Annotated in this window: 14 protein-coding genes; 3 read left to right on the top strand and 11 right to left on the bottom strand. The window is 68.4% G+C overall.

What is annotated here, in order from left to right:
- Window positions 1–46: 46 nt before the first annotated feature.
- Entirely contained in the window at window positions 47–613 is a 567-nt protein-coding gene (locus tag E0W80_RS00070) for a TetR/AcrR family transcriptional regulator (protein ID WP_131490845.1), read from the top strand.
- A 21-nt stretch (window positions 614–634) separates the two neighbouring features.
- On the opposite strand, the gene E0W80_RS00065 is transcribed toward E0W80_RS00070, so the two are convergent.
- Window positions 635–970: a peptidase gene (locus E0W80_RS00065; protein WP_131490844.1), complete on the bottom strand. Its 336-nt coding sequence runs from the start codon at window positions 968–970 to the stop codon at window positions 635–637.
- Window positions 967–2,346, bottom strand: a complete 1,380-nt coding sequence (locus E0W80_RS00060) for an inorganic phosphate transporter (RefSeq protein WP_131490843.1) — start codon at window positions 2,344–2,346, stop codon at window positions 967–969. The genes E0W80_RS00065 and E0W80_RS00060 overlap by 4 nt, the downstream gene beginning before the upstream one ends.
- 155 nt (window positions 2,347–2,501) lie before the next feature.
- On the opposite strand from E0W80_RS00060, the gene E0W80_RS00055 reads away from it, so the two are divergent.
- Window positions 2,502–4,601, top strand: a complete 2,100-nt coding sequence (locus tag E0W80_RS00055; protein WP_131490842.1) for a S9 family peptidase — start codon at window positions 2,502–2,504, stop codon at window positions 4,599–4,601.
- A 50-nt stretch (window positions 4,602–4,651) separates the two neighbouring features.
- Here the strand turns inward: E0W80_RS00055 and E0W80_RS00050 are convergent, their stop codons facing one another.
- The 6 genes from E0W80_RS00050 to truB all read right to left on the bottom strand — a co-directional run bounded on the left by E0W80_RS00050 (window position 4,652) and on the right by truB (window position 10,921).
- Window positions 4,652–5,680, bottom strand: a complete 1,029-nt coding sequence (locus tag E0W80_RS00050) for a 6-phosphofructokinase (RefSeq protein WP_047519389.1) — start codon at window positions 5,678–5,680, stop codon at window positions 4,652–4,654.
- Window positions 5,681–5,883: 203 nt separating this feature from the next.
- Window positions 5,884–8,028, bottom strand: a complete 2,145-nt coding sequence (locus E0W80_RS00045; protein WP_131490841.1) for a DEAD/DEAH box helicase — start codon at window positions 8,026–8,028, stop codon at window positions 5,884–5,886.
- A gap of 193 nt (window positions 8,029–8,221) precedes the next feature.
- A complete protein-coding gene (locus tag E0W80_RS00040; protein ID WP_131490840.1) occupies window positions 8,222–9,172 on the bottom strand; it encodes a bifunctional riboflavin kinase/FAD synthetase in 951 nt (316 codons plus the stop codon).
- On the bottom strand, window positions 9,169–9,606 hold the full coding sequence (locus E0W80_RS00035) for a hypothetical protein (protein ID WP_227991603.1): 438 nt from the start codon (window positions 9,604–9,606) through the stop codon (window positions 9,169–9,171). The genes E0W80_RS00040 and E0W80_RS00035 overlap by 4 nt, the downstream gene beginning before the upstream one ends.
- A 56-nt stretch (window positions 9,607–9,662) precedes the next feature.
- The gene (locus E0W80_RS00030) at window positions 9,663–10,031 is read right to left on the bottom strand and encodes a hypothetical protein (protein WP_131490839.1); all 369 of its coding nucleotides are present in this window, start codon (window positions 10,029–10,031) and stop codon (window positions 9,663–9,665) included.
- Window positions 10,028–10,921, bottom strand: a complete 894-nt coding sequence (gene truB / locus E0W80_RS00025; protein WP_131490838.1) for a tRNA pseudouridine(55) synthase TruB — start codon at window positions 10,919–10,921, stop codon at window positions 10,028–10,030. Before truB ends, E0W80_RS00030 begins: the two co-directional genes overlap by 4 nt.
- 115 nt (window positions 10,922–11,036) lie before the next feature.
- Between truB and E0W80_RS00020 the strand changes: the two genes are divergently transcribed.
- Complete coding sequence (locus E0W80_RS00020; protein ID WP_131491091.1) at window positions 11,037–11,915, top strand: A/G-specific adenine glycosylase; 879 nt, start codon at window positions 11,037–11,039, stop codon at window positions 11,913–11,915.
- 7 nt (window positions 11,916–11,922) lie between these two features.
- On the opposite strand, the gene E0W80_RS00015 is transcribed toward E0W80_RS00020, so the two are convergent.
- The 3 genes from E0W80_RS00015 to infB form a co-directional block, all read right to left on the bottom strand.
- Window positions 11,923–14,088, bottom strand: coding sequence for a helix-turn-helix transcriptional regulator (locus E0W80_RS00015; protein WP_131490837.1), 2,166 nt, complete (start codon window positions 14,086–14,088; stop codon window positions 11,923–11,925).
- Window positions 14,089–14,160: 72 nt separating this feature from the next.
- Complete coding sequence (gene rbfA, locus E0W80_RS00010; protein WP_021199404.1) at window positions 14,161–14,586, bottom strand: 30S ribosome-binding factor RbfA; 426 nt, start codon at window positions 14,584–14,586, stop codon at window positions 14,161–14,163.
- 93 nt (window positions 14,587–14,679) lie between these two features.
- The coding region (gene infB / locus E0W80_RS00005; protein WP_131490836.1) for a translation initiation factor IF-2 at window positions 14,680–17,034 on the bottom strand (2,355 nt) is incomplete at its 5' end.

Below are 17,034 nucleotides of genomic sequence, written 5' to 3'. Positions count from 1 at the left end.
GCGTCTGGTCAGTACTGCAGGTGTAGTGATCAGATAGGATGCGGTGGTGGCGCGGAACGAAGGCAGAAGACAGGCGATCGCGGATGCGGGGCTCACCGTGCTCGCTCGCGAGGGCTCCCGTGGGCTGACCCACCGTTCCGTCGATGTCGCGGCCGGTGTGCCGACCGGCACCACGTCGAACTACTTCCGCAGCCGCGATGCGCTGGTGGCCGGACTGGTCGAACGCATCGGTGAGCGGCTCTCCCCCACACCGGAAGAGCTGGAGCGCCGCTCCGCGGGCGAACCGGGCCGCGCGCTGTTCGCCGACTACGTGCGCGACATCGTCCGCCGACTCACCGATGACCGGGAAGTGACGCTCGCGCTCTTCGAACTGCGGCTCGAGAGCAGCCGCCGCCCCGAAGTGGCCGCGGTGCTCGGCGCCTGGCAACGCGCAGGGCTCGAGGAGGACGTCGCCTTCAATACGAGGGCGGGCCTCCCGGGGGGACGGCGCGAGATCGCGCTGTTCCACTACGCGATCGACGGGATCCTGCTCGACCGACTGACCACACCGATCGACCCGGAGTCACCGACCGATGACATCATCGACGACCTGGTGGAGGGTCTGCTGCGGTGATCTGAGGGTGCGCCGTGCGAATCAGTGTCCGATGACGAGCATGAGGATGCCGGCGACGACAGCCGCAGCGCAGAGCGCGAAGCACGCATAGGCGCCGATGAGAGCCGTCGTCTTCTGCCCCTCGGTGAGTGGGCTCTTCTTCGCCGCCTTCGCCGCCTGCTTCTCGGCGCGACGGAGCTCCTTCTCGGTGATCACGGTGATCGCGTCGGTGAACTCCGCGGGGCTCACGACCGGAGCACGCCCGCTGCGCACCAGCAGCCGGAGACCGAGCGCGTAGAAGGTGACGATCGCAGCCGCACCGATCAGCGCCGCCAGGAACACCTGGAGGAACGCGAGCCAGTCGATCACGATGTTCATTCGGACTCCTCCTTCCGCGTCGCATCCGCACTCTTCGACACGGCCCCGGCCTTCGCCGCCTTGCCGTCGGACTTCGCCTGAGCCTTCTTCTTTGCCTTGTCAGCCGCGTCCTTCCTGGCCTGCGCCTTCGCCTTGTCGCGCGCTTCCGCACGAGCCTTCGCCTCCGCCTTCGCCTCGGCGATGCGCTGCTGGCGTCGCGTGGGCGGTGGCGTGTCGGGGAGCTCGACCGCGCGTCCCGACTCAGCGACGTCGCTCATGGCGTTCGCGGGCGTCACGGCGTTGCGGCGCGAGCGCATGAAGAGCCCGAGGATGATCGCGAGTGCGAGGACCGCGTCGATCGCGACGCCCCAGTTGCCGAGCCAGACCACCAGGAGCGCGGCCAGCGCGCCGACACCGCCGGCTGCGGGCAGTGTGAGGATCCAGCCCACGCCGATCCGACCGGCGGTCCGCCAGCGGACCGTGGAGCCGCGGCGTCCGAGTCCCGAGCCGATCACGGACCCCGAGGCGACCTGCGTCGTGGAGAGCGCGAAGCCGAGGGCGCTGGAGGCGAGGATGGTGGCCGCGGTCGAGCTCTCGGCGGCGAATCCCTGCGCGGGTTTCACATCGGTGAGTCCCTTGCCGAGCGTGCGGATGATGCGCCAACCGCCCAGGTACGTGCCGAGTGCGATCGTGAAGGCACACGCGACGATCACCCAGAGCTCGGGCTCGTGATGCGCCCCCGACTGCCAGCCGATCGTGATCATCGCGAGAGTGATGACGCCCATGGTCTTCTGCGCGTCGTTGGTGCCGTGTGCGAGCGCGACCAGGGAGGACGTGAAGATCTGCCCCCACCGGAACCCGTCACGGCCATCCGGCTTTCCGTCGTAGCGACGGGTGATCGAGTACGCGATCTTCGTCGCGGCGAAAGCGATCAGGCCGGCGGTGACGGGTGCGATCAGCGCCGGAAGCACGATCTTCGAGAGCACCATGCCGAAGTCGATGCCGCCCACGCCCGCGCCGACGATCGTCGCGCCGATGAGCCCGCCGAAGAGCGCATGGGACGAGCTCGAGGGCAGTCCGAGGAGCCACGTGAGCATGTTCCACGTGATCGCGCCGATCAGGCCGGCGAAGATCAGCGAGAGGAAGAGGTCAGCCCCCGCGGAGAGGATCGCGTCCTCCCGGATGATGCCGCCGGAGATGGTCTTCGAGACCTCTGTGGACAGGAACGCCCCGATGAGGTTCAGGACGGCGGCGAGGAGGACGGCGGTCTTGGGCTTCAGCGCGCCGGTGGCGATCGGCGTCGCCATGGCATTCGCGGTGTCGTGAAAACCGTTGGTGAAGTCGAAGAAGAGTGCCAGCGCGATGACGAGCACGACGATGAGGGCTGCGGTTTCCACCGTTCGCTTTCGGTCGTTGAGGAAGAAGGAGTTGTCGACGGTATCGACGTGCTGAACGAAGAGTTCACCGTGGGTTTGACTTCCGTTAACCGGCCCCGGTAAATCCTCCCACCCTCCCCCGCGCCGGTCAACTCGACCTGGGATAGCGTGGAACGGTGACTGACGCCCCGCTCGCTGCCCGCCGTTCCACCCTCCGCACTCATCATGGCGACACGTTCGACGACCCGTATGAGTGGATGCGGGCGAAGGACTCCGAGGAGGTCATCGCACACCTCGAGGCCGAGAACGCCTACACGGATGCGCAGACCGCCCACCTCGCCGCGCTTCGGACGAAGCTGTTCGAGGAGATCAAGGCCCGCGTGCAGGAGACCGATCTCTCGGTACCCACCCGCCGAGGCGACTGGTGGTACTACAGCCGGACCGAGGAGGGAGCGCAGTACGGTATCCACTGCCGCGCTGCTGCCGACGCCGGCGAGTGGACTCCGCCCGTGCTCGAGCCGGGCGTCCCTGTTCCGGGTGAAGTGGTCCTTCTCGACGGGAACATCGAGGCCGAAGGGCATGAGTTCTTCTCGCTCGGCGCGTTCGACACCTCCGACGACGCCACGAAGCTGTTGTGGTCGACCGATTTCGAGGGCGACGAGCTCTACACGGTGCACGTGCGCGATCTGACGACCGGAGCGACCCTCGACGACGAGATCCCAAACACGGGCGGTGCCTTCTTCACGCCGGACGGCACCGGAGTCCTCTACACGACCCGGGACGACGCATGGCGGCCCGACACCCTGTGGCTGCATCGCCTGGGCACACCCGTCACGGACGACGTCCGGCTGTTCCACGAACCCGATGAGAAGTTCTGGCTCGGTGCGGGGATCACACGAAGCCGGCGGTACCTCGTGATCGGCGTCGGCTCCAGCATCACGAGCGAGGAGTACCTGGTCGATCTGACCGGCGATCTCACCGCCGAACCGCGATTGGTCTGGCCGCGCCGCGAAGGGGTGGAGTATTCGATCGATCATGCGGTGGTGGACGGCGAGGACCGGCTGTTCATCCTCCACAACGACGGCGCCCTGGACTTCGAGCTGGTCTCCGTCGCGGCCTCCGATCCCCAGGGAGAGCGGCTCCCGGTCGTCGCGCACGAGGCAGGAAGACGTCTGCTCGGCATGGACGCGTTCCGTGACTTCGCCACCGTCGAGTACCGACGCGAAGGACTCGAGCGCGTCGGTCTGCTCGACTACCCCACGAACACCCTCGACGAGATCCCCTTCGACGAACCGCTCTACTCCGCGGGCGTCAGCGGCAACCCGGAATGGCACTCGCCGTTCCTGCGCCTCGGATACACGTCGTTCGTCACCCCGGGGACGGTGTACGACCTCGATCTCTCGAATCGCGACCTGATCCTGCGCAAGCAGGTCTCCGTCCTGGGCGGCTATGACCCCGCGGGGTACGGCCAGCGGCGTGAATGGGCGACGGCCCCCGACGGCGTGCGTGTGCCCATCTCGCTCGTGTGGAAGCGCTCGTTCGGCGAACCCGGCACGGACGCGCGGCCGCTGCACCTGTACGGATACGGATCGTACGAGCACTCGATCGACCCCGGCTTCTCGGTCGCCCGGTTGTCCGAACTCGACCGCGGGGCGATCTTCGCCGTCGCCCACGTGCGCGGTGGTGGGGAGATGGGCCGTCAGTGGTACGAGGACGGCAAGCTCCTGCACAAGCGCAACACCTTCACGGACTTCGTCGCCTGCGCCGAGCACCTGGTCGCGACGGGCGTGACGACACCGAAGCGCCTGGTCGCCGAGGGCGGGAGCGCGGGTGGTCTGCTGATGGGAGCGGTCGCCAATCTCGCTCCCGAGCTCTTTGCAGGCATCCTCGCCGGTGTGCCGTTCGTGGACGCCCTGACGACGATCCTGGATCCGTCCCTGCCGCTCACCGTGATCGAGTGGGACGAGTGGGGCGACCCCTTGCACGGCGCGGACGTCTACGACTACATGAAGTCGTACTCGCCCTACGAGAACGTGAGAGACGGCGTCGAGTATCCGCGGATCCTCGCCGTGACCTCCCTCAACGACACGCGTGTCCTGTATGTGGAACCCGCGAAATGGGTGGCACGTCTGCGAGAGGCCGGCGCCTCGGACGTCCTCCTCAAGTGCGAGATGGTCGCGGGACACGGCGGCGTGAGCGGACGCTACAACTCCTGGAGGGAGCGCGCGTTCGAACTCGCCTGGCTGCTCGACACCCTCGGTCTCGCCGAGGACTGAACCGCCGTGGTGGGGCGCCCCGCACGGGGGCGCTCCCCCGCTCCGCGTCCTCAGCCGAAGAGTGCAGCGGCCTCGTCGTAGCGGTAGCGCGGCACCGTGTTCAGCTCGCCGAGAGCATCGGCGAAGGGCACCCGCACGATGTCGGTACCCTGCATGGCGACCATCTGCCCCCAGGCGCCGTCGACGAGCGCATCCGCCGCGTGCAGACCGAGTCGCGTCGCGAGCACCCGATCGAACGCCGACGGAGATCCACCACGCTGGATGTGACCGAGGATCGTCGCCCGGGTCTCGATGCCGGTGATGCGCTCGATCTCCGGAGCGAGCATGTCGCCGATGCCGCCGAGCCGGGGACGGTTGAAAGCGTCGAGCCCCTTGTCGCTGTAGGCCTCTTCCATGCCGAGGAGCTTGAATCCCTCGGAGACGACCACCAGAGGTGCGCGACCACGATCGTGGGCACTGGTCACCAGCTCGGTGATGTCGTCGATCGACATCGGAACCTCGGGGATGCAGATGACGTGCGCACCGGCGGCCATGCCCGCGTGCAGGGCGATCCAGCCGACGTGGCGGCCCATGACCTCGGCGACCATGCAGCGCTGGTGGGAATCGCCGGTCGTGCGGAGGCGGTCCATCGCGTCGGTGGCGATGTTCACCGCCGTGTCGAAACCGAAGGAGTAGTCGGTGGCCTGCAGGTCGTTGTCGATCGTCTTGGGGACGCCGATGACCTTGATCCCGTCTTTCGCGAGACGGTCCGCAGCGGCGAGCGTCCCCTCGCCGCCGATCGCCACGATGCCGTCGATCTTGTGGCCGTACAGGGTCTTGGCGATGTTCTCGGCGCCTCCGCGCTCCCCCTCGTAGGGGTTCGTGCGGCTGGTGCCGAGGATGGTCCCACCGACCTTCGAGAGCCCCTTCACCTCGTGGCGCGTGAGCGGCATGAAGTCGCCGTCGACGAGGCCACGCCACCCGTCCCGGATGCCGACGAACTCCAGGTCGTACGTGGTGGTGCCCTTGAGCACGATGCCGCGGATGACCGCGTTGAGGCCGGGGCAGTCGCCGCCGCTCGTCAGGATGCCGATCTTCATGCTGGTGCCTTCAGACGTTCGGGTGATGGGGGAACAGGCGACGCTGCCTTCGATCGACACTAGTGCCCCCGCGCACTCGCGCGCCATTCGACGTCGACGAAAATCCCCGATCTTGACGTGGACGATCGAGGATATCGACGGACTTCCCGGAGATGCCCGATATTCAGCGCCGAAGTGGCGTTAAGAACAGCCGTTCTTGACGCCTACGCCGCACTGAGCGCCTGCCGCAGCAGGTGCATGAGTGCTGCCAGCTGCACCGGCTCCGCGGCCGACTCCTCCACGGCCTCGCCGTCGAGCGCCCGCGCAGCGAGGCCCTGCTTCTGGTCGATCAGCTCCGCGATCTTGGTGTCGATCGTGTGCGCCGCGATGATTCGCCAGGCGGTGACCGGCTCGTCCTGCCCGATGCGGTGCACGCGGTCGATCGCCTGCGTCTGCTCGGCGGCGGTCCAGGACAACTCGGCGAGCACGACGTTCGAGGCCGCTTGCAGGTTGAGCCCGACACCGGCCGCAGTGAGCGAGCAGACCGCGATGCCCACGGAGGGGTCACCGTTGAAGTCGTCGATCGCCTGCTGTCGCGTGGTCGACGACTGGTCGCCCCGGATCGACACCGCCCGGATGCCCGCGGCGGCGAAGTGCGCCTCCGCCTGATCCATCACGTCGATGTGCTTGGCGAAGAAGACCACCTTGCCGACCGAGCGCTGAAGCTGCGCCGCGTAGTCCGCTGCGAGGGGCGCCTTGGCCTGGCCGATGCGCCTGACCATCGTGAAGACGTTGTCTCCCCCGGTGCCGGCGGCCTTCGACTCCTCGAGTTCGTTCTGAGCGACGAGACGCACGATGTCCTCGTCGATCTCCCCGGGGACCAGTCCGCGATCGCCCCGCGCCTCGATGATGCGGCGGTAGCGTGCGGCGAGCCGATCCCCCAGCTCGCGCTCGGCCTGACGGATGCCGCGTCCGAACTCGTCGTCGAGCTGCACGGGCAGGTCGGCGATCAGCTTGTCCGGGAGATCGGCGGCGACGTCCTTCTTCTTGCGGCGTACGATGCCCATCGAGATGACGGCGTCCCGCGCCTCGGGGTAGAACGCCTTGTCGGCCGGAGTGAACCCGGTCGCATCCAGCTTCTCCATGAGCTCGGCGCCCGGCTTCTCGCCGGTCGTCCAGCCCAGGAACCGCCAGATCGCGTCGAAGTCCTCGACGTCGTTGATCAGCGGGGTTCCGGTGAGGGCCAGCATGAGCGGATCGTGCCCCGGGGTGCGCTCGCGCACCTGGGCGGCCAGCGACAGGACGTTCTGCGACCGCTGCGAGGACAGGTTCTTGATGAAGTGCGCCTCGTCGACGACCATGCCGCGCAGACCGATGGAGGCGAGCCACGACATGTGCCGGTCGAGGATCTCGTAGTTCACGATGAACACGTCGGCGAACGCATCGATGTCGTCGCCGTCTCCCTGGATCACCGTCGCACGGCGCTGCGGCGTCCAGCGTTCGACCTCGCGCGCCCAGTTCATCTTCACGACGTTGGGCACGACGACCAGCAGCGGATACGCACCCGCGACGGACGCGGCGAGCACCGACTGCGCCGTCTTGCCGAGGCCCGGCTCATCAGCGAGCAGGAAGCTGCGGTGCCCCGCCTTGACCGCCTCGAGGAATCGGGACTGGTGCACCATGACCTCGAGGCCCTTGGGCGAGATGTGGTCGAACTCCGGCGCAGGCGGGAGATCCATCGATGCGGCGGATCCGCCCGCACCCGTCTCGAAGGCCTTGTACAGCGGGCCCATGAGCTCCCAGCCGTCGAGACGACGACGCGGGGTCGCCGCCGCACGCGGCGTCAGGTCGGGGGCGAGGAACGGGTTTGCCAGCTGACGTGCCTCCACCGAGGGCGGGGTGACCTGTCGCTCCGCGATCGCCGCGGGCACGACGGAGACCTGCACGGGGGCCGCATCGGCGATGATCAGGTCTTCGGGAGCGAGCTCGGCACCGGATTCGAGCAGCCAGTCGCGGCGCATGCGCTTGGCCACCGGCGACGTCGCCTGGTCGGCTTCCAGCAACTGGATGAGCGACGTGTCGCGCGCAGCGGTCTTCGCGAGGATCGTGGCGACACCGTCGAGCCGTTTGAGCAGCTCGGCGCGCGCGGGATCCCCGATCTCAGCGTCGGCCTTCACCCGCGCACGTTCTTCGCGCACGAGGAAGGCGATCACCTGGAACTTCACCCGGTTCGTCGGACCGAGCTTCCCCCGCTGAGACTTGGCCTCGATCTCACGCACCTTGCGCGCGAGGATCGGGATGAGGGGTGCCTCGTCGTCACGACGGGACGTCTTCTTTCGCCGCGTGGCGGCGGTTGCCGTGGTCGGCATGCTCCTCCTGAGCGTGAAGGCTCCGGCTTCCCCAGGAAGCCGCCAGCCGTTCTCGTTGTCCGCGTGTGGCGTGAGCCAGGACCGTACGAACAGTGGATCTTCTTCCCGTCGAGGCACGCGAGAAGCGTGAGAATCGGCGGGAGCCGTTTCCCATTCTATGTCATGGTGCTCGCGTCGCGGATATTTCGGACGATCAGGAAGCCACGTCGAGCGCGCGGGCGGCATCAGTGACGTCGGCGGCCATCTGCTCCATGAGCTTCTCGATCCCCTCGAACGCCACCATTCCGCGCAGTCGCTCGACGAACTCGACGCTGACATCGTGTCCGTAGAGATCCAGCCCGGTCTCGCCGAGCACGTGCGCCTCCACCTGGCGCACGAGGACATCATCGAAAGTGGGGTTGGTCCCGACGGAGATCGCGGAGGGGTGCCGGATACCGGTGTCATGATCCACGAGCCATCCCGCGTACACGCCGTCGGCCGGGACGAAAGCATCGACGATCGTGGAGAGGTTCGCGGTCGGGAACCCGAGCTCTCGCCCGCGCTTGAGGCCGTGGACGACCTCGCCCCGCACATCCGGGTAGCGGCCGAGCACGGTCGTCGCCGTCGCGACATCGCCCTCCATCAGCAGCTCTCGGATCCAGCTCGACGACACGCGCCGCGCGGAGCCGGGGAGGTACACGTCGTCGACGACCTCGACGGAGAAGCCGTGCTCAGGCCCGAGCTCGCGCAGGAGGTCCGGCGTGCCCGCTCCCCTGTTCCCGAACCGGAAGTCCTCGCCGACGAGGACCGTGGAGACTTCGAGCGCACCGACGAGGATGTCGGTGACGAAGTCATGAGCGCTGCGGGCGGCGAGTTCCTCGTCGAAGGTGAGCACCAGAGTCGCGTCGATGCCCATCTCGCCGAGCAGTTCGAGTTTGCGCTCGACCGTGACGACGTTCTCCGGGCATCGGTCCGGACGAAGGATCGCCAGGGGGTTGCGGTCGAACGTGACCACGACGGCGCGGCTGCCACGGGCTGCAGCGGCTTCGTTCAGCCGGGCGATCACCGCTCGGTGACCGGCATGGACGCCGTCGAACTTTCCAATGGCGACCGCACTCGGTCCGAACCCGTCCGGGATCTCCTCCGGACTGCGGAACACGATCACGCGTGGACCTCGACCGATCGCGGGGCGTCGACAGGTCGGTGCGTGCGCAACCACCAGACGCCGAAGATCGGGAGCACCAACGGGACGAAGAGGTATCCGCGCCCGAACAGCGACCACACCGTCTCATGTTGGAACAGCGCCGGCATCAGGACGCTGAGCAGACCCACCACGAGCACCCCGGTCAGTTCGAAGACGATCGCGATCCAGGCCACCGTGTACCAGCCGCGACGTCGTGCGAGGACGAGCGCGAGGGTCGCGAGGATGTACACGACGGCGGCGAGTGCGGACAGCGAGTACGCGAGAGGTGCCTCGTCGAAGCGGCGGACGATCTGCACGAAGCTGCGTCCGGTGGCGGCCAGCGCCATCACGGCGTAGACGATCACGAGGACGCGACCGATGCCGGTCATCCGAGTGGGGGGTGCGGTGGAGCTCATAGCGCATTCCATCCTAGAGCCGCGGGAGGCGGCCGGACTCTGCCCGAGGTCTCAGCTCATGCGATCTGGACGGACCAGATGACCTGCATGCGCCACAGCATGATCGCGATGGCGAACGCCGCGACCCCGAGGATCACGGTGCTCCACCGGCTGCGCTCCATGAGCGCCCACAGCACGGCTCCTACGGGAAGCAGTGCGGCCGACACGAGGTAGACCCAGTACTCGAGCAGGTCTCCCGTCGGCGGGTTGCCGGCGAGCGGTGCGACGATCGCGACGATCACCTGGACGACCAGGAGGATCTCGACCAAGGCGAGTGCACCGACGCTGAAGTCGCTCGGCCGGCGCCCGATGAGCCCCGCGATGAGGCAGAAGACACCCGCGGCGATGGCCACGATGACCTGGGCGATCGTGAACCACAGGATCATCGCACGGCCTCCGGCATGTTCATCGCACTCTTCAGGTCGGTTCCCCGCTTCTCGACGATGCCGACGAGGACCCCGTCCTCGTCGATGGCGGCTGCGATCGGTCCGTCCAGGCGCGCGGCGTGGCCGGTGAGACGCTTGCCGTGCCGCAGGTCGCGCGCTTCCTCGGCCGTCATGTCCAGAACCGGGAGGATGCGTCGGGCCGCCTGCGCCGCGGTGAGAGTGGACGCCCCCTCGAGGGCGTCGACATCGACGGCGTCGCTCACCTCGAACGGGCCGACCCGCGTGCGCCGCAGCGCGGTGAGGTGCCCGCCGACGCCGAGGGCCTCCCCGAGGTCGCGAGCGAGCGAGCGGATGTAGGTGCCGGACGAGCAGTCGACGATCACATCGAGATCGAGCGCTCCGTCGCTCGGCCGGCTCGCGATGAGGTCGAACCGGGAGACGACGACTTCTCGGGCTGCCAGGACGACCTCTTCCCCGGCACGGACGCGATCGTAGGCTCGACGCCCGTCGACCTTGATGGCGGAGACGGCGCTGGGCACTTGCGAGATCTCTCCGGTGAGGGCAGCGATCCCCGCGGCGACCGCATCGTCCGTCACAGCGTCCCACGCCTCCGCAGCGGCGGTCGTGAGGATCTCGCCTTCCGCGTCATCGGTGCCGGTGGTCTGGCCCAGTCGGATCGTCGCCGTGTAGGTCTTGTCCGCGCCCAGGATGTAGGTAAGGAGCCTGGTCGCTCCCTCGATCCCGATGACCAGCAGCCCGGTCGCCATCGGATCGAGCGTTCCCGCGTGACCGACCTTCCTCGTTCCGAACGCACGACGGGTGCGCGCGACGACGTCGTGACTGGTCAGCCCAGCGGGCTTGTCGACGAGGAGGATGCCGGGCGAGACCATCCCCCCAGCCTACCGAGGCCACAGCGGTCGACCGTTCGCGAGCCTCGGTCGACGGCGTCGTTCCGGGCACGGCTGCGCGCTCCCGTAGGCTGAGGGGATGCCCGGATCGCAGGCCCTGCCCGACATCGTGTCGCGCCTGTCGGACTGGTATCGGGACGCAGCGCGTGACCTGCCGTGGCGCCGATCCGCGTTTCATGACGAGTTCGGCGCCTGGGGCGTCCTCGTGAGCGAGTTCATGCTGCAGCAGACCCCCGTCTCGCGGGTCATCCCCCACCTCGAGGCGTGGCTGGCGCGGTGGCCGACCCCGGAGGCGATGGCCGCGGCATCCACGGCGGACGTCGTGCAGCAGTGGGCGAACCTGGGCTATCCGCGACGGGCGCTCTGGCTGCAGCGTGCCGCGGTGGAGATCACGGAGCGGCACGATGGCATCGTTCCCCGCGATGTCGACGCGCTCCTCGCGCTCTCCGGCATCGGCGACTACACCGCCCGAGCGGTCGCCGTGTTCTCCTACGGAGACCGGCACCCCGTGGTCGACACGAACACGCGTCGCGTTCTGGCGAGGGCGATCGACGGCCGAGCCCACCCCGCGCCGCCATCTCGTCGTGACCTCGCACTGATGGAATCCCTGCTCCCGGCTTCGGTGCCCGAGTCCGTGGTCTTCAACGCCGCGGCGATGGAACTGGGCGCCACGGTCTGCACGGCTCGAGCTCCGCGCTGCGAGCAGTGTCCTCTCTCCGCGACCTGCGCCTGGCTCGTCGCGGGCCGCCCCGACACCGGGGATGACCGACGACGCCAGGCATCGTACGAGGGATCGGACCGTCAGGCCCGCGGCCTCGTGCTGCGCCTTCTGCGGCAGGCGGCCCCCGACCCGGTGCCGCTGGTCGCCGTCCTGCCCGACTGGCCGGACTCGCCTCAGCGCGATCGCGCGATCGACTCGCTCATCGCCGACGGGCTCGCCGAGGCCGACGGCGAAGCCCTCTCCCTGCCTCGCTGACGACGCTTCAGAGGTGATGATCGGTGCGGTGTGCGAGCACCGTGAGCTCGACGCGGCTGCGGACGTCGAACTTCGTGAAGATCCGCCCGAGGTGCACTTCGACCGTGCGGACCGACACGTTCAGCATCTCGGCGATGTCCCTGTTCGGGGATCCGCCGACGGCGAGCATCGCCACCTCGAGCTCCCGTGCGGTGAGCGCGAGCGACCATGCGGCGCGACACGCGGAGAGCGGATCGGCCGTCGGAACGATGCTCCCCTCCCTGGCGTCGAGCCGGTCGATGCGGTCGCGGATGGACCGCGCCCACGCGGTCGCTCCCGAGACCTCGAAAAGACGCTCGGCACGGTGGAGGTGCACCCTGGCCGCGGCATGATCATCGTGGATCGCGTGTTGAGTTCCGAGCATGGTCTCCACTCTGGCTCGCGTGAACGGAGAGGCGAGCGTGCGTGCGGCCTCCGTCACGGCATCACGCTCCGAACGCCACCGAGCGTCCCCGGCCGTCGCAATGCGCACGCGCAGCCGCTGCGCGAGCGCGATCTCCGGCGGCTCGATCGAGCCGACCGTCATCGGGCGCGCCTCCACCGTGAGAGCGAGTTCGTCGAGCGCCGGCACCGACATCGCGGTCCGCGGTGACCCGAGCTCGGCCCAGAGTCGAAGCGTGGCGGCGGCATCGTGGAAAGCGCCGGCGAGAAGCGACTGGATGCCCCGATCGACGAGCACATCGATCCGTGCCCCGTTTGGCAGGGCTGCCGTGAGTGAAAGCGAGAACGGACCGAGTTCGCCGAGCACGGCGAGATCGAGACGGCGCGCGAGGACAACGCCCAATCCCGCGAACGGCAAGGCGACCGGCAGCACGAGCGCGGCCTGGATCAGTCGTTCCCGCGCGAGGCCGATGTCGCCTCGCCACGCGAGCAGCAGGACGTCGACGACCCGGCGGTACGCCTGGATGATCGGGCTGTGCTCGTAGCCGGGAACCAGAGGGTCCGGCGCGGAGCCGATCGCTGAGTCGTCTTTGGCGAGGAGACGTCGCGCTCGATCGATGTCACCGTGCAACGCTGCGCGCAGGGCACTCAGCAACCCCCCGCTCACCGGACCGGACCCCGCGACCTCATCGACGTCACGGTCTCCGGCGATGAGCCAGCTGAGGGCGATCGCCGGATCCCGCAGTTCGCGCTCCGCACCGGTGCGAGCTGCCCCCTCGCGGAGCGCATCGAGCCACACCCGCATCCCCCGCCGGTCACCTCGCTCAGCGCACATCACTGCCACGAGTGCGCTCGCGCGCGTCCAATGTCGCCAGTCCTCCGGGTCATCCGTCTCCGGACGCAGCGAACTCGGATCGATCTCGGGCACCGCCCCTTGCGCGAGCGTCTGGGCGACGAGGAGTGCGCCGAGGCCTCGCGAACGCCGGGGGTCGGAAGTCTCGGAGTACAGCGCGTTCAACCATGCCGAGGCCTCGGACACGAAGCCGGCTGCGAGCGCCGACGTGCCTGCGACCAGACGCGCGTCGTCTCGGTCGCTTGCGGTGGCGTGGTCCGAAGCCTCGCGCGCGAGCAGCAATGCGCGCTCGGGATGGCCCGCGTCACTGAGTTGCCCGGCGATGTCGATGAGCTCGGGAGCAGCCGCAGGGTCGCCTTCGAGGGACGCCCGCGCATGATGCCAGTTCGCGCGCACCTGGTCGCCGCGCGCGCGGAAGACAGTGCTCAACCGCTCGTGGACGACCGCCGTGGTCGCGGCCGAGGATGTGGCTCTGATCCAGATCGACAGGCGGGCATCGACGAAACGAACACGACCGGCATGCACGCGGAGGCGGTCGCCCACCGGAGCGGCCGCGACCTCTGATGCGGATCTCCCGTCGAACGCGAGCAGAGGTTCGAGATCATTCTCCAGCGACACCGAGAGTGCGAGGAGCAATTGCCGGTCACGCGATTCGAGTTCCACGGTCTCGAACCTGCGGGCGATCGACGGGACCAACGGGAGCGGTGACGGCAACGGACGGTGTCCGTGTCTTTGCTCGGGCGTCAGACTCTCGACGACTTCGCGGACCGTGGGGGCATGCGCGTCGAGATCGACGGCGAGACCGGCGAGCACATGCGGTGCGCATGCGATATCCCGTTCGAGAAGCTCCTCGAGGATGATTCCCACCACCGCGGGCGCGACGAATCGCCCCCGCGCCATGCTCCGACCCACGATGCCGCCCCCCAGCTTCGCGGGATCTGGTCCCGCGAAGCTGAGCGTATCAAACGGCGATCACTCCGCGTCGTCGTCCGTGCGGTACGGGTCGGCGTCGCCGGCATGCGATGCCGAGGACGCGAGCTTCGCGACGTCCGCATCCCGCTGCTGGGCTTCGCGGAGCAGCGCACCGATGTGATCCGCGTTCTCCGGAAGCGCGTCGGGGATGAACTCGAGCGTCGGCACGAGCCTGGTGCTGAGCTGCCGCCCGACCTCGCTGCGCAGCATTCCGGTGGCCGAGGTGAGCGCGGCACCGCTGGAGATGCGCTCTTCCTCCGTGCCGAGCACCGTGTAGAACACCGACGCGTGCTGAAGGTCTCCGCTCACGCGGACGTCGGTGATCGTGACGAAGCCGAGGCGCGGGTCACGCAGCCCCTTCTCCAGTCGTTCAGCGAGGATCACGCGGATGCGATCCGCGAGCCGAGCCTGTCGTTCGCCTGCCATTGTTCTCTCCCTGTACGGAAACCTCAGGGCGTCCCCCGCCCCGCGCCCCGAAGAGAGCGGGGCGAAGGACGCCCGAGAGGTTGTTCGAATCGATCAGCCGCGAGGCTTCTCGACGAGCTCGGTCGTCTCGATCTCATCACCGATCTGGATGTCGTTGTACTTGCCGAGGCCGATACCGGCCTCGTAGTCCGTACGGACTTCGGTGACGTCGTCCTTGAACCGGCGCAGCGACTCGATGGCGAGGCCGTCGGCGACCACGACGCCGTCGCGGATGACGCGAGCCTTGGCGTTGCGGGTGATCGTTCCCGAGCGCACGATGACACCGGCGATGTTACCGAACTTGGAGGAGCGGAACACCTCGCGGATCTCGGCCACACCCGACTGGACCTCTTCGAACTCCGGCTTGAGCATGCCCTTGAGCGAGCTCTCGATCTCGTCGATCGCGTTGTAGATGACGGAGTAGAAGCGGATGTCCACGCCCTCACGGGAGGCACGCTCGCGCGCCTTCGTGTCGGGGCGGACGTTGAAGCCCACGATGATCGCGTTGTCGATCGTCGCCAGGTTCACGTCGGACTCGGTGATCGCACCGACACCGCGGTGGATGATGCGCAGCTGCACCGAGTCGTCGACCTCGATCTTGAGCAACGACTCCTCGAGCGCCTCGACGGCACCGGAGACGTCACCCTTGATGATGAGGTTGAGCGACTCGACCTTGCCCTCTTCGAGAGCACGGGTGAAGTCTTCGAGCGAGATGCGCTTGCGGGCCTTGGCCAGCTGGGCGTTGCGCTCGACCGCTTCACGCTTCTCAGCGATCTGGCGAGCCATGCGGTCTTCCTCGGTCACGATGAAGACATCACCGGCACGCGGCACGGAGTTCAGACCCTGCACCTGCACCGGACGCGACGGGTAGGCCTCGAGGACCTGCTCGCCGTTCTCGTCCGCCATGGCACGCACACGGCCGTACGCCGTGCCTGCGACGATCGCATCGCCGACCCGGAGCGTTCCGGACTGGATGAGCACCGTGGCGACCGAACCGCGGCCCTTGTCGAGCTTCGCCTCGATGGCGACACCACGAGCGGCCTTGTTCGGGTTGGCGGTCAGGTCGAGACCGGCGTCTGCGGTGAGCAGCACAGCGTCCAGGAGTTCCTGGATACCGGTACCGGCACGTGCGGACACGTCGACGAACATGACATCGCCACCGAACTCCTCGGCGACCAGGCCGTACTCGGTCAGCTGCTGACGCACCTTGGAGGGGTTGGCGTCGGGCTTGTCGACCTTGTTCACCGCGACCACGATCGGCACGTTCGCCGCCTGCGCGTGGTTCAGCGCCTCGACCGTCTGCGGCATGATGCCGTCGTCGGCTGCGACCACGAGGATCGCGAGGTCGGTGACCTGCGCACCACGGGCACGCATGGCGGTGAACGCCTCGTGACCCGGGGTGTCGATGAAGGTGATGGCGCGCTCGATGTTCTCGTGCTCGGTCCAGACCTGGTAGGCACCGATGTGCTGGGTGATGCCACCGGCTTCACCCTCGATGACGTTGGTCTGACGGATCGCGTCGAGCAGTCGCGTCTTACCGTGGTCGACGTGACCCATGACGGTGACCACCGGCGGACGGATCTCGAGGTCGTCCTCGCTCTCCGCCTCCAGCTCGGCCTCGAGGTCGAGACCGAAGCCCTCGAGGAGCTCCTTGTCCTCGTCCTCGGGCGAGACCATCTGGATCTTGTAGCCGAGCTCGGCACCCAGGACCTCGAAGGTCGCCTCATCCAGGGACTCGGTGGCCGTGGCCATCTCGCCGAGGTTGAAGAGGATGGTGACGAGGGTTCCCGGCTGGACCGTGTAACCGGTCAGCGTCTCGATCTTGTCGGCGAAGTCCGCGATCGACGCGCCGCGGCGCATGCGGATGGTCTCTCCGTTGCCGCGGGTGACGTTGACGCCACCGACGACCGGAGCACTCCGCATCTCGAACTCTTGCCGCTTCGCCCGCCGCGACTTGCGCTGCTTGCTCTTTCCGCCGCCCTTACCGAAGGCACCTGCGGTGCCGCCACCGGGACCACGGCCTCGGCCGCCGCCCCCGCCGGGACGACCGGCGAAACCGCCGCCGGGACGCGCGCCGGGACCACCGGCACCGCCGGGTCCGCCGCCGCCGGGACGACCGGGACCGCCGGAGCGCTGCTGGAACGGAGCACCCGGACGACCGCCCTGACCGCCACGAGGAGCGCCGGGACGCGGCGAACCGGGACGCGGGGCACCCGGACGCGGTGCGCCGGGACGCGGAGCCTGCGGACGCGGGATGTTGCCCGGGGTCGGGCGCTGGCCCATGCCCTGAGCGGATGCGAAGGGGTTATTGCCCGGACGGGGTCCGGCGGGGCGCTGACCCATCCCCTGCGCAGAAGAGAACGGGTTGTTGCCGGGACGCGGAGCCCCGGGAGTCGGTGCGCCGCCGGA

Source organism: Microbacterium sp. PI-1 (genome assembly GCF_004337555.1).
In the GTDB taxonomy this organism is placed as follows: Bacteria; Actinomycetota; Actinomycetes; order Actinomycetales; family Microbacteriaceae; genus Microbacterium; species Microbacterium aurugineum.
This window is presented reverse-complemented; position numbering and strand designations above follow the sequence as displayed.

Coding starts and splice junctions, on each gene's coding strand:
- E0W80_RS00065 (WP_131490844.1), bottom strand. CDS start 970: ATGAACATCGTGATCGACTGGCTCGCGTTCCTCCAGGTGTTCCTGGCG.
- E0W80_RS00050 (WP_047519389.1), bottom strand. CDS start 5,680: ATGAAGATCGGCATCCTGACGAGCGGCGGCGACTGCCCCGGCCTCAAC.
- E0W80_RS00045 (WP_131490841.1), bottom strand. CDS start 8,028: ATGCCGACCACGGCAACCGCCGCCACGCGGCGAAAGAAGACGTCCCGT.
- E0W80_RS00035 (WP_227991603.1), bottom strand. CDS start 9,606: ATGAGCTCCACCGCACCCCCCACTCGGATGACCGGCATCGGTCGCGTC.
- E0W80_RS00030 (WP_131490839.1), bottom strand. CDS start 10,031: ATGATCCTGTGGTTCACGATCGCCCAGGTCATCGTGGCCATCGCCGCG.
- truB (WP_131490838.1), bottom strand. CDS start 10,921: ATGGTCTCGCCCGGCATCCTCCTCGTCGACAAGCCCGCTGGGCTGACC.
- E0W80_RS00015 (WP_131490837.1), bottom strand. CDS start 14,088: ATGGCGCGGGGGCGATTCGTCGCGCCCGCGGTGGTGGGAATCATCCTC.
- rbfA (WP_021199404.1), bottom strand. CDS start 14,586: ATGGCAGGCGAACGACAGGCTCGGCTCGCGGATCGCATCCGCGTGATC.